Below are 12,605 nucleotides of genomic sequence, written 5' to 3' on the forward strand. Positions count from 1 at the left end.
CGACGATACTCAGCCAAGCGACAACAAGGAAAGCCTTTAGGGGCATCCACTCCTCCAAGTGTTAAGTTTTACGACGACGCTTCGATGATGGGGATCAGCAAGTCGGTGACCAGGTTTTGATCCGTTACCGTCCCGGGATGATTGCGATAGATTTCGAGAACCGGCCGATCATCAGGCTCCAGGCCGCTCTGCGGGAGCCAGCCGCCAAACAATGTTTGGAACGTCGGTGAGATGAGCGCGTAAGGTCCGACGAGGCGGTAAGCTGCGTTGCAACCGCCTGAAAGCTTGCATTGCTCAAGGCCGTCCGGTGCTAGTTCGCCGTCGGACATCGTGATGCCCGCGAAATATTTAAAACCAGTTGATTGCTCGGGGTCCCCGTACGACACCCCCACGCGGGCAAGATCGGACCAAAGATATCCACGCTCATTTGTCCAATTCCGCAGCCGCCGAAACGAATGCGGAATTGTCGCGACCGGGCCTTCGTGCCACAGGCCATATATGACCATCGCGGGCGCTGTGATCAGCGTCACCGGTGGTAAGGTCCCGACGACGGCCTGCTGCGACTGAAACTCGGTCGGGGCCAAACCGGTGAATTCCCGGAAGGCTCTCGCAAAGCTTTGCGGACTATCATACCCGGCCTCCAACGCCGTGAGGATGACGGAAGACGACGTGCCTGCCAGTCTGTGGGACGCTAGTGCGAGCCGCAATCGGCGAACGGTCGCTGCAATGCCTTCGCCGGTGGTTGCTCGATAAATTCGATGGAAATGGAACGGCGAGAAATGAGCCACTTCCGCCAGGCTTTCGACTGAATGATCTGCCGCAGGGTCTGCCACAATCTCTGTGATGACCCTGGCGATCCGTCGACGATAGTCGAATTCCGTGCAGCTCTTCATGGAAGAGTGCCTAGCACGGCATTGCGCTTTAGGCAGCGCAGCTCTTGCGCAATTTCTGCGTCGCGTCAGGAAGCAATTCAGGAGTTGTCTTTAAAGCGGAGAATGCTGCGTGCGATCAGTGACAGATATTTCGATGACCGTTGTTGGCGGGCGCATTGAGGCCTGCAGGAATTTCGCGTGTCGGTCGATTGCGAAAGCTGTCAGCCGGTGATGCGGAATCCCGTCGGCATCGCGGCGAGCGCGGTCGGTTGCGTCTCGACGCTTGAAACCGACGCTCCAGAAGGCCCGCGCCAGAAACGCTCGATCATTGTCGACATCGCGGTATCAGACCCGGCGATCAAAGCGGCGACTGACCCATCTTCTTCATTGCGAACCCAGCCTGCCAAGCCAAGTCGCGTCGCCTCATCACGTGTCCACACACGGAAACTGACGCCCTGCACTTTGCCGGTTATCCGCACCAAGGCTGCTTCACAATCATCGGGCATGGCTGCCTCCCATCAGGCGACAACAATTAAAATGGAACTCTGCGAAGCGGGAAGCAAGGGATATCCGAATGCTGATGGCAATCGACTTCGGCCGGTCGCGAACTCTGACACTACAGCAAATGCATTGCTTCAAAGGGAATGGTCATTGCTTGCAAGCATGGTCACAGCACGGTCGAAGATTTTTTGATCAATGTGTCCAGCAGCCGGAACGATTTCCAGCGTCCATGCAAGGGGCTGGTCAAGCTTACGGCATGTCTGTCTGCAGAGATCGAAGTGCCACAGTCCGCGTGCAAGGCGATGCGGGCCTTGAGCCATAGCCTCTTCGTTGCGAGGGAGATCGGATGCGGTGCTGTCGATATCAACTTCGCCGAGCAGGATCGTCAGTCTCCGCCCGAAATAGCGCTTCAGAACGCTTTCATCCAGATCAAGGCCACCCATGCCACTGGGGTAATCGAGCGTCAGGTCCGGCAGCATGTACATGCCGCTGTTGGACGCGACTGCCTGATCGATGGCAACGGCTGGATTGAGAGCGAGATATCGCAAAACAAACTGCGAGCCCGCAGAATTGCCAAACATTCCGAATGTGGTGCGGTCGGAGTTCAATCCACGTCGGACATACTGGAACAACCGATCAATGATACCGAATGTCCAGTGTTCTCGCGCCAAGAGCGCGTTGGAGGGAGGCGGGTGCCTGACATTGCCGTAGTTGTAGGCATAGACGTCCGGGAAAGCGTCGCTATCAAATTCTGGCACCAAGACGATCATGCCGTGCTGCTCCGCCTGCTTTGCCAGAACAGCCCTGAATTCCGACGCTGCCCGATCAAGTCCATGCAGGGCAATGACGAAGCGCGGATTTCGGACTGACATCTTCGGTCGGAAATAGAAAATTCTCATGGAGCGTCGCGAACCAGCAGCCTGATCGGCGAACACAAACTGCCCGGAACCCTCGTCCATTTGAAAGCTGCTCATCGCCATTCCCTTGGGAAAATTCATAGGTTAGCCTAGAAAATAGTCGTGAATATCCCGACTAAATCGATGATTCTGCGTCCCTCATTTGCGGTGTCGCAGAATAGGGAATTTTGCCATTGCCGCAATGGCAGCTGATAGCGGGTTTAAGACATGACGCAAGGTGTCCGGACAATCTTGCGCTGAGAGAATTGGGAGGGCGACCAGTTGGAACTACTGCAAACAGGGAAGAGACCCGTCGTCGCATCTATGGCCGTTGTTGTCCGCGAAGACAGGCTTTTTCTGGTCCGCCGTCGAAACCAACCAGATGCCGGTCGTTGGGGTTTCCCAGCGGGGAAGATCGAATTTGGCGAGACCATCGACACTGCAGCCATTCGAGAGTTGGCCGAAGAAACCGGAGTGAGTGCAACGGCGGGCAAAATAATTACCGCCGTTGATGCCATCGATTATGATGATAAGAGAAAGGTACAGCACCACTTTGTCATCGTTGCGGTTCTTTGCCGATGGGTTGCTGGAGACCCGCAAGCTAACGATGACGCCACGGACGCCCGTTGGTTCTCGCCAGCAAAATTGGACGACCTCGATCTTGCAGCCGCCTTCGACCTCAAGGCAATCGCTCGGTCTGCTTTGAACGCTTCTCAACATCGTTAGAAAGCAACAAAATCCCTTCTGGCCTCGCCGCAACACTCTGCAGTCTGCAACGAAAATCAGGAAACCAGACGCAACAAACCCGCTGATAGACCGCTGCAACACCTAAGGGGTTCAAAGCAGAAAACTTTCTTCCCTGTGAATGCGGAAGAACAATTGGTCCGCGTGCAATAGACTTCACCCGCCGCCCCGAGGTTATTTGGCACGCGATGGCGCAAGGTGCAGCGATTGCGGATCACTTTGCTGTGTGCTGGCCGTCGGGACCATCCCCTAAGGGGACGTTTGAGCGGCGCCAACGAATGCGGGAAATAGGGCTAAGCGCTTACTATCAGGCCAGCGTTTTACGAGGTGATTCGACCAAACCTGCATGGTAATGCAGGCCCCTGGGAGAATGTCAGCTTTCCGGCATGCCGCTATCGCAGCATCAAGATACCACAGAATTCTGCTTCGACGGCTGGCAATGCCCCAAGTGCTATCTGTGAGCAACGCACTCTCCAGCAGCCAGCGCAAATTATGAAGCGTCCAAGCAACGCTCATAAGTGCCACCTCCGTAGCAAATACGTGGTCGTCAGCGATCTCGGGCAAAACTGCAATCACCTCCCCGCGATAAGCAGCATCGATCCGGTCGGCGACATCGTCTGGAACTGTGCCAGCGCACCAACAGGTCGGAAAACCAATGCGCCAATAGACGGCATCAAGCAACATATGTCCGGGAGCGGAAAACTCGAAATCTAGGAGCCGCGCCTGACCATCCGTGATGAGCACATTATCCGGACAGCCGTCGCCATGAACCAGGGCAACCCAGGGACCGGGTTCAGCCAATCGTGATCGGATCACTTCAATTTCGTCATTAGGAATTGCAACCCCTTCTATCTCAGGAAGCGGCCTTTCCATCCAATCGGCTCCAACGCTGGAAGGTATAGCCGCTGCGGAAAACGTCTTGCGAATGATTGTCGCATGTCGTTGGGCGCAATCGATAGTCGCGGCATGCAATCTGCCAAGGCCAATCGCGTAGGCGGTCAACGCCGCCTCAGCGGCAGCTGCAGGGCCGTCGAGTAGAATGGTATCCAGCGATGATAGATGGGAGCCGAAGTCCTCGAACACGATCAGACCATATTCGGCATCCCCGGCCAACAGCGCGGACGAGTTGTGACCCTGTGATTGGGCCAGGAGTTCGCGGGCGACCCATTCTTTGGCCAAGCCAGAATTGACAAATATGTCGGCGGAACTGGCCGCATAGTCCGGTGATCGCGTCACCTTAATAATGATCGAGTGCGACTGTTTGCCTACAACAACCTTTGCACGCAGAACAAGATTTCGGCGGCTCCCTTCGCTCAACTCATTGACGACATATAGAGTTGCCGGAACGCCCGAGGCACGAGTCACCGTAGCTTCGGCGATGTTGGCTGCCTCCTCCGGGTCGATTTTTCGATTGATGTCGGCGCTCTTCATCTGTTGCCACTCCTTTGCGGTTGCCACCTCTGCTGCATCCGCTGAGCTTTAGCCTCCATGACGGCCCGCTTGATCAGATATAATCACAAACTGACGACAGACAGCTCCGGTGATGCCGGGTTTCCAAGAAGTATGACACGATCATCTCGGCCATTGCCTCGCACGTCCGGTGGTCGGGATGCGATGAGCGCATTTGACGCTATTCTTCGCAGGTTTTCGATGGATGCCAACCCGTGTGTATTTCGAAAAAGCCCTGGGAGATTTCGGCGGCGTATCTTTCCCGATTTTCGAAACCCAGACACTTTGCGGCCCCTTCATCAGCCTGTCTGGCCCTTCGTTGCTTCGAAGATTTAGTGGCAGATCCGGATATCGGGAATGGTGTTACGGCCATGACGATGTTCCTTCAGTCACTGTAAGAGGGATCGATCTTGTCAAGCTTGGACTTCAGGTAGTCGAAGTGGGCGAATGCCATGTCGTTGTAGTCGCGCCACCCTTGGGCGGTTTTCTCGGCGATCTCGTCGGACATGACGTTGAGAGGCTGGCCTGAAGCGTAGGCTAGCATGAGCGTTTTGGCGGCACGTTCGAAAAAGTACAGATGCTCGAAGGCCTCAGCCACCGACCCTGCCGTCACCGTAACTCCGTGATTGCCCATCAGCAGAATCGGATGGTTGCCGAAGGCTGAAACCAGCCGAGCCCCTTCTTCCGCCTCGTCGGCCAACCCGTCGAAGCCCAGATCGGCACCGACCAGACCGAAGAACCGCGCCGTGTTCTGGTCGATGGGCTTTATTGTCGGGTCTTTCAAGGATGCCAAGGCCGTCGCATAGGGCGGATGGCAATGAAGCAGCACTCTAGCCGACGGCATGGCTCCATGGATCGCGCCATGGATGCACCATGCAGACGCATCCGGCGCGTTCGGACGCATCATCGTTTCGGTGTCGTCGACGTTGAGCAGCAGCAGATCGCTTGCGCGGATGGTTGCGAAATGTTTCCACTTAGGGTTCATCAGGAACGTCTTGCCGTCCGAAGAGATCGAAGCACTGAAGTGGTTTCCGACCGACTCGTGCCAATCGAATTCGACTGCCAGACGAAAGGCGGCGGCTAGATCGACGCGCATGTCCCGTTCGGAGCCAGTGATGGCTATGGGTGCATTTGGGGAAATGGCATTCACTTGAAACGTCCTTCCGTCGTCAGGGCGCGGTATGTGCTGCGCATCTCGCCACGATCCGTATAACAGCCCCTTAGATGCCGATCACCGCTCTCCGCCGTGTAGGAAGCGCGGCCATGGACGATACGGTGATTGTCGAAGACAATGCACTCGCCTGCGTTCAAACGGAAACGCATCAGGTATTTGTCGGACTGCAGCATTCGACCGAAGTTCCGGAAGGCTGGGTAGTAGCTATCGAGAAATTCCTGTGGCAGGTCGAAGATATCTGCCATGTGCTGGCTGATGGTGACACCCGATACCTCGCCATTGTTGTCCAGCTCGATTACTCGTTGACGTGAGCGCATGTCGTAGTGGTCGTGTTCGCAATAATAGGGAATTTCGGTTTCGGACAGAAGGGCGAAGTCTTCCGGCCGCTCGACCTTTAGATCATTTGCGACAGCAGCACCGTCTAAAAACAGGTTTGCGCCTCCTTCCACGGAATTTGCCCTGCAATGCAGGAACTGAATGCCGGGAGCTTCATCCTCAGCAGGCGTGTCGGTATGCAGTTCCAGCGCTTTGGCGGTATAGCCCAGGTTCGTCGGGTTGATGTGCGTGCGGACGTCGAAGAACTCGCCGAAGAAAGTCGGGCGGATATGACCGATCAGCTTTGCCGTCTCGGTGAGACCCTCGTCGCTGTCAGGCATGTCGGTGATGATCGCGATACCTTCGACGATCATCGCCTCGATCCATTTGGCGACGAGCGACTTGTCCTTCATCAGTTCCGACTGCGAGAACCGTGCGATCTCCACGTAGTGGTCGCAATACCAGAACTTACGGGGCAAGTCGGCGGGGTCGGCGCGTCGGTTGCCCTTGGCATGTTGGGCGAGCAAGCCAAGTGCATACCGTGTCACATGACCGGAGCCCTTCCAGACAATCTCAAGAACGTCGCCTGAGATTTTGGCGCTTTCCGCGACAGGCTCTTTGTCGTCATGGAAGATATCGTAAACGCGCTCACGGGTCTGGCTGTCAAAGGATGTGGGGCAGTTGTCACGCAGCCAGTAGTAATTGAAATAGGTCCGGGTGCCGTCCTCAAGCGGCGTCTCCAAGCCTTTGTCCTTGAGCTTGATTGCGTGCGAGAGACTTACGTCCATTGTTCTCGATCCTTCAGCTATGACCCGGCGGGCTACTCGGGTTTTCGATCACGCAAATCTGTCGTTGAAAGTGTTTCGTTGGAAGCCTACAAAATCTAATAGGAACATAAGTTAGGATTATATTGTGCGTCGTCCGGTGCCGCCCCTTCGGCTTCTATCTGTGTTTGAATCCGTGCTTCGGCACAAGGGGGTAAGGCATGCGGCCGCTGAACTGAATGTGTCACAGCCTGCGATCAGCCAGTCCCTGCGGCAGCTCGAAGAGTTCTTGGACATCAGGCTTCTAGATAGGAGCACACGCCCTCTGTCCGTGACCGACGCTGGTGCGATCCTACTACGAGCGACAACCGAGAGTCTGGCCAAAATCTCGGACGCGATCTCCGAAATTGATGAGCTTAAGAATGCATCTTCTTCTTATATTACCGTCGCATGTTCGGTAGGATTTGCGACCTACTGGCTCATGCCCCGGCTCTCAGCGTTCTACGACATTCATCCGAATGTTTCCGTCAACGTGGTCACGACGATGCAGGGCGCTCCCAAGCTGCTGCCGGGCATTGACATCGCAATCCGGTTCGGCGATGGGGCATGGGATGATGGCAAAGTGCGCAAGCTGTTCGATGAGCGTGTGGACCCGGTTTGCAGTCCGGCATTTCTCGCGCGTGCCAACGAAAAGACGAACTTGCTGGATACCGCTCCCCTGATCCATGTCGATGTCGAGGATGAACGGTGGCTGACTTGGGAATACTATCTCGCGACGACTGGAGTGTCGGCCAGGAAAAAGACAGGTGGCCCTCGCTTTACGAACTATGTTCAGGCCTCGCAAGCGGCACTGGGCGGACAAGGCGTGATGCTTGGCTGGCGGTCGATTACGGGTGATGCTGTAAACGACGGACAGCTTGTGACCCTCATGGACGCTCCGCTGGTTCCCAAGGACAGCTTTTTTCTGGTTCTCTCGCCATCCTTATCTGCGAAAGCGCGTCAACGAGATCAGTTCGCGGATTGGCTTGTCAATATTGACTAGCTGACAAGCCGCCGATTGAATGTCTGGTTGTGGCGGATTATGTCGAACAAAAGTCCCCAGCCAAGGCCGCTGCAACGCAAGTGCAGTATTTCGTTTCGGAATTCCAGATTGGCAAAACTGGAATTTCAGCAAGCAGGCCCCGGGGAACGCCACGCTGCAGAGCGGACAAAGCTGCGAGCCATACGGACTTTTCAAAATCGGCCCGAAACGGACCTTCATTTGCTACTGATTTTCGCAGGGTTCAAGCCATTGGAAATACACAGATCGAAATTGACGCGTAATTCATAAAACTTCACAGAACTGGATATTGGCATCGCGCAAGAGCGCTCGTATAGCTTGGAAATGGCAAAATTTTTCCCAAACTTGGAACCTCATCACCATCGGTTCATCGCTGCGCAGCACATGTTCTTCACGGCTTCTGCGGCTGCGACAGGGCACGTCAATATGTCGCCGCGCAGCACCAATATGTTCCGCGTTCTTGGCGACAATGCGGTGATGTATCTTGACCGGAGTGGAAGCGGAAACGAGACCGCTGCCCACCTCAAGATCGACGGCCGTTTGACGATCATGTTCTGTGCGGTATCAGGCCCACCTCTAATAATGCGGCTCTATGGCAAGGGGCGGGTCATCCACCGTGACAGCGATGAATTCGCAAACCTGCTGAAAGAGCAATTCGTCGGAGAGGCTCCGCTGGGAGCACGACAGATGGTTCGTCTCGATTTCGACCTGGTACAAACCTCATGCGGCTATGGAGTTCCGCTGTTCGAGTACCAAGAGGAACGCATGCAAATGGACGCATGGGCCAACGCGAAAGGTGTTGATGGCATCGAAGCCTACTGGCGCGAAAAGAACCAAACCAGTCTGGATGGTTTTCCCACCGGCCTCTTCGACGCGCCGACAACCGCCGTGCCGTAGCGGGGATATCCGCCCGCCGCACAACAGCAGAACATTGGCCATCAGCGGCTTCAGAATTTCGGCTTATGGCTCCCTTTCGAAATTCCTCCGATCTACTTTGGGGTCGCCACACGACACGATGCAACGGTTGTTAGCAGGACAGGAAATGAACTCCGCGCTCATCATCATCGACATGCAGATGCTCATGCAGGAGCGGATCGACAGTGGGCGGGACCACGTCAACTCGGATGCCCCCGGTCACGTTGCGGACCTAGCGGCTGTTTTTCGCAGTGCAGGCAAATCGGTCATCCATGTTCGCCACAGGGATGATGATGTGGCGTCACCTCTTCATCCAAATGCACCTGGTTTCCTGCCAATGCCTTGTGCGCAAGAGCTGGAGAATGAGCCTGTATTCCTGAAAACAAGCTCTTCCGCTTTCGCAACAACCGCACTCGAAGCGTATTTGCGCGAGGAGGGTATTACTCATTTGGTGGTCACCGGAGCTGTTGCGGGCTTTTGTGTCAATTCAACGGTTCGTGCAGGGTCCGATCTCGGGTTCAAGATGACTGTCGTTCGGGATGCCGTCCTCGGCTTCGATTTGCCTTCAGCCAATCTCTCCGCACGCGAAATATTCGACGTGACCATCGGTCTTCTTGATGCTGATTTCGCTGAAATTGTAGAGAGTCAGACGGTTCGCCTCGGTCCGGCCCGGTGGCAGATTGCCTTTCGCAACACGTCGTCTTTCGCCGGATAGCCCTAAGAAATTGTTTGCGATGGGCCTCGCGACAAACCTGCTGAACCCAAAAGTGGCGATGCTGTACCTCTCTTTGCTCCCGCAGTTCATCGACCCCGCGCAGGGTAGCGTGTTCCAGCAGTCGCTTGTTCTCGGGTTCAGCCAGATCGTCGTCGCCGTTACGGTGCATTCCTTCATCATTGCAGGGGCAGGATCGTTCGCCGCTCTTCTCGCGCGTCACTCAGGTTGGGTCAGCGTTCAACGTTGGATCATGGGTACAGTTCTTGCGGGCCTCGCTGTCCGAATGGCAACTGAGGGTAGCCGCTGAATACCGCGCCTTGACAAACGACACTTTCACATTTTTCACTATGCGCGTTTGTCGGAATTTTGCGGTTCTAAAGGGAAGGCCAAAGCTCACCTACCGATATTCGCAGAACGGGACTTTCGCGACATAGGCAACTTAGTCTCATGGCGCTTTCGACACCTATGCCAGCGTCGCGGTTTGGCGCGTGGCGGAAGTTGTCAATCGGTCGCAGATGAACGAATTTAATCGGGGGTTCTGCGACAAAGGGATCCAGCGTTAACCTGTTGAAAGGGAGCCTACTTTTGTCGGAATCCATATGGATTGTCGCCTTGGGAGCCGTCGTCGCAGGTTTCGTTCAAGGGTTATCTGGCTTTGCCTTCGGCCTTGTAGCAATGTCGTTCTGGGTATGGGCTATAGAACCGCAGCTAGCCGCCGTGCTTGTCGTTTTCGGTGCACTGACAGGTCAAATCATCGGGATAGTCTCGGTTCGGAGAGGGTTCGCTCTACCGATTCTCGCGCCTTTTCTCTTGGGCGGCATTGTAGGCATCCCGGTTGGCGTCGCCATCTTACCCTCGCTCGATACGTATCTTTTCAAAGCCATTCTCGGTTCGCTCTTGGCTTTTTGGTGCCCTATCATGCTGTTCTCGCATCAACTCCCTCCCGTCCGTTTCGGAGGGAAGATTGCCGATAGCGCGGCCGGGTTGATCGGTGGAGTGATGGCAGGGTTGGGGGGCTTTTCTGGCCCGATCCCCACCCTCTGGACCACATTGCGGCAGATGGAAAAAGACGTCCAACGCAATGTTATCCAGAATTTCAATCTGGCAACACTCGCCTTCACGATGCTGACCTATGTGGCTACGGGACAAAAATGGTCCCTATGTTTTTGATCGTTGCACCGGCAATGCTGTTGCCAACACTGATGGGCGCTCGCCTGTACATGGGCATTAGCGTAACGACCTTTCGCCGAATTGTGCTCGGGCTACTGACACTTTCTGGAGTGGCAATGATTGCGTCTGCGGTCCCGCACTTGGTCGCCAGGGGTATTCTCTATCGAGACCACGGAGAAACCGTATGGACCTCATTCAAAGCCGCCACGGCAACGGGAATTGAAAATGTTCGGTGGCCCAGCTCGTGGAATGTTGGCTATGTTCAGCACGGATCATCCGACCGCCCGTTCAAAGGACATGACCTGACAGTGAATGCATGGAATCGTCTTAGGGTATCATTCCGCGCCCGCGCCCAGCCTGAACCGATCCCTTCATGTTCATTCGCCGGGAACGCCGTGATTGGCCCCGGAATTGACATCGCGGAGACGAAACAGAGCAGGTCTTTGCGAGCGGTAGTGTCCCAGAATCTGCTTTTGATCTGGGCGGATTCAAACACCCGATGAAAATCTCAATCCCGGCAGGGTAACATAATGGAAAATAAAGTCTTTCTCGATTGGGCGAATGCGAAGAAAGTTACTGCGTCTCCGCATCTTAATTCAACGCGATGATTTATGGCAGGTGGTGGCTGCCTTGAACAAGATCCTTGACGGCACTATGTTTTGATCAGCGAGGGCTGTCGGGCCGACACATCATGCCTCGCTCGGGCACATGCGCCTCACGCGGGGGCAAGCGATGGCACTCTCACTTCATATATGGAGAAGCAGATGGGTGGTCGCAGATATAAAGGTGCAGAGGCTTTCGAACATCGCCTTCTAGAGACTAATCCAACACCTGGCGAGCATGTTCGCGACGGTCGGATAATTCGCACCGGGAACGACTACCTCATCATCGAGGAAGCAAGAGCCAGAATGGAAGAGCGCAGCGGGCAATGGGTCTTGAAATCACAGGGCAAGACTACTGGTGAGCCAGGAGCCGGAGTGCCATGGTGGCCGGCGCTGACGGCCGTGAATTTCCGAAAATCAGTGAAAGCTGGTCCATTCCGCTTTCACTTTTCCAAAGGCGGCGCGGGCGTCTCGGTCGGCGTTCGCGGACTTCGTATGGGGACTGATCCCTTTCGCGGAAGGAGCGCCTCATGAGCCGCATCTTCATAACCGGTTCCACAGATGGACTGGGCCTTGCCGCAGCCCGTACTTTAATCTCCGAGGGGCACGACGTTGTCCTGCACGCTCGAACCAAAGAACGGGCGTCCGTCGTCGCTGATGTTTCGTCACGGGTCGTCATTGGCGACCTAAGCAGTGCTGCCGAAACCCGATCCATCGCCGATCAAGTGAATGAAATCGGTCGCATGGACGCCATCATCCACAACGCGGGCATCTATCTCGAAAAAAACCGGGGCGACACGCCCGAAGGACACGCAAAGACCCTCGCCGTTAACACGTTGGCTCCCCACATCCTGACAGCTCTGATCGAGCGTCCTGATCGCCTGGTCTATCTCAGTAGTGGCATGCACATGACCGGCAGCGCCTCCTTGCGGGACATCGATTGGACAGAGCGGCGGTGGAGCGCTAGCAAGGCATATTCCGAATCCAAGCTCTACGTGGTGCAAATTCCGAGGCAAGCCGCCCCCTGATTCCGAAATGATGCCGCCCCCCAATTCCGAGAATTAACCGCCCCCTCGTTCCGAGATGATGCCGCCCCCTGGTTGGGGTGTTTGTCGGGGTTTCCTGCTGGTGAGAAGCTCCTCCTTTCGGTGCGCTGAGGGGAAGGAACGCGATGCCAGCGGAGAGATTGAATATGCGGCTTGCCCGCGAGATTCTAAGACACAGATTTGAGGGAGGGCTCGGCCACAAGTCGATTGCGGCGCGCGTTGGCGCGGCACCTTCAACGGTGCGCGAGACATTACGCCGGCTTGAGCGTGCTGGGCTTTCGTGGCCATTGGGCGACGATGTCAGCGATGCTGTCCTTGAGGCGGCGCTGTATAAGGCCGCAGGGACGAAGACGGGACACCGCCGCAGCGCTGAGCCGGATTG

13 protein-coding genes and 2 pseudogenes are annotated in these 12,605 nt (G+C 55.7%); 9 read left to right on the plus strand and 6 right to left on the minus strand.

The genetic code is table 11. The features are described from left to right. Positions 1 to 68: 68 nt before the first annotated feature. The 3 genes from AB4Z52_RS07455 to AB4Z52_RS07465 all read right to left on the minus strand — a co-directional run bounded on the left by AB4Z52_RS07455 (position 69) and on the right by AB4Z52_RS07465 (position 2,347). Complete coding sequence (locus AB4Z52_RS07455) at positions 69 to 893, minus strand: AraC family transcriptional regulator (RefSeq protein WP_442217269.1); 825 nt, start codon at positions 891 to 893, stop codon at positions 69 to 71. A gap of 200 nt (positions 894 to 1,093) precedes the next feature. After that, the gene (locus tag AB4Z52_RS07460) at positions 1,094 to 1,378 is read right to left on the minus strand and encodes an acylphosphatase (RefSeq protein ID WP_442217270.1); all 285 of its coding nucleotides are present in this window, start codon (positions 1,376 to 1,378) and stop codon (positions 1,094 to 1,096) included. Between the two features lie 129 nt (positions 1,379 to 1,507). Beyond that, positions 1,508 to 2,347 (minus strand): hypothetical protein, encoded by an 840-nt coding sequence (locus tag AB4Z52_RS07465; protein WP_442217271.1) that lies wholly within the window; start codon positions 2,345 to 2,347, stop codon positions 1,508 to 1,510. Positions 2,348 to 2,551: 204 nt separating this feature from the next. Here AB4Z52_RS07465 and AB4Z52_RS07470 point away from each other — a divergent pair, with 204 nt between their 5' ends. Beyond that, the gene (locus AB4Z52_RS07470; RefSeq protein WP_442217272.1) at positions 2,552 to 2,995 is read left to right on the plus strand and encodes an NUDIX hydrolase; all 444 of its coding nucleotides are present in this window, start codon (positions 2,552 to 2,554) and stop codon (positions 2,993 to 2,995) included. Between the two features lie 267 nt (positions 2,996 to 3,262). On the opposite strand, the gene AB4Z52_RS07475 is transcribed toward AB4Z52_RS07470, so the two are convergent. The 3 genes from AB4Z52_RS07475 to AB4Z52_RS07485 form a co-directional block, all read right to left on the minus strand. Next, the gene (locus AB4Z52_RS07475) at positions 3,263 to 4,444 is read right to left on the minus strand and encodes a phosphotransferase (RefSeq protein ID WP_442217273.1); all 1,182 of its coding nucleotides are present in this window, start codon (positions 4,442 to 4,444) and stop codon (positions 3,263 to 3,265) included. A gap of 403 nt (positions 4,445 to 4,847) precedes the next feature. Further along, complete coding sequence (locus AB4Z52_RS07480; RefSeq protein ID WP_442217298.1) at positions 4,848 to 5,558, minus strand: class II aldolase/adducin family protein; 711 nt, start codon at positions 5,556 to 5,558, stop codon at positions 4,848 to 4,850. 50 nt (positions 5,559 to 5,608) lie between these two features. Next, entirely contained in the window at positions 5,609 to 6,739 is a 1,131-nt protein-coding gene (locus AB4Z52_RS07485) for a TauD/TfdA family dioxygenase (protein ID WP_442217274.1), read from the minus strand. Positions 6,740 to 6,875: 136 nt separating this feature from the next. Here AB4Z52_RS07485 and AB4Z52_RS07490 point away from each other — a divergent pair, with 136 nt between their 5' ends. From AB4Z52_RS07490 to AB4Z52_RS07525, 8 genes and pseudogenes are all read left to right on the plus strand, one after another. Further along, the gene (locus AB4Z52_RS07490; RefSeq protein WP_442217299.1) at positions 6,876 to 7,757 is read left to right on the plus strand and encodes a LysR substrate-binding domain-containing protein; all 882 of its coding nucleotides are present in this window, start codon (positions 6,876 to 6,878) and stop codon (positions 7,755 to 7,757) included. 342 nt (positions 7,758 to 8,099) lie between these two features. Continuing rightward, positions 8,100 to 8,672, plus strand: a complete 573-nt coding sequence (locus tag AB4Z52_RS07495) for a pyridoxamine 5'-phosphate oxidase family protein (RefSeq protein ID WP_442217300.1) — start codon at positions 8,100 to 8,102, stop codon at positions 8,670 to 8,672. 145 nt (positions 8,673 to 8,817) lie between these two features. Next, entirely contained in the window at positions 8,818 to 9,405 is a 588-nt protein-coding gene (locus AB4Z52_RS07500) for a cysteine hydrolase family protein (RefSeq protein WP_442217275.1), read from the plus strand. Then, positions 9,350 to 9,712, plus strand: a pseudogene (locus tag AB4Z52_RS07505) (LysE family translocator); the annotation flags it as partial. The gene AB4Z52_RS07500 and the pseudogene AB4Z52_RS07505, both read left to right, overlap by 56 nt. Before the next feature lie 278 nt (positions 9,713 to 9,990). Next, on the plus strand, positions 9,991 to 10,575 hold the full coding sequence (locus AB4Z52_RS07510) for a sulfite exporter TauE/SafE family protein (protein ID WP_442217276.1): 585 nt from the start codon (positions 9,991 to 9,993) through the stop codon (positions 10,573 to 10,575). A 908-nt stretch (positions 10,576 to 11,483) separates the two neighbouring features. Beyond that, positions 11,484 to 11,711, plus strand: coding sequence for a DUF4236 domain-containing protein (locus tag AB4Z52_RS07515; protein ID WP_442217301.1), 228 nt, complete (start codon positions 11,484 to 11,486; stop codon positions 11,709 to 11,711). Beyond that, positions 11,708 to 12,199 (plus strand): annotated as a pseudogene (locus AB4Z52_RS07520) (SDR family NAD(P)-dependent oxidoreductase); the annotation flags it as partial. The gene AB4Z52_RS07515 and the pseudogene AB4Z52_RS07520, both read left to right, overlap by 4 nt. Positions 12,200 to 12,369: 170 nt before the next feature. After that, positions 12,370 to 12,605, plus strand: a 236-nt coding sequence (locus AB4Z52_RS07525) for a winged helix-turn-helix transcriptional regulator (protein ID WP_442217302.1), incomplete at its 3' end; no start/stop codon positions are given.

The organism is Rhizobium sp. 2YAF20 (genome assembly GCF_052114685.1).
GTDB lineage: Bacteria > Pseudomonadota > Alphaproteobacteria > Rhizobiales > Rhizobiaceae > Rhizobium.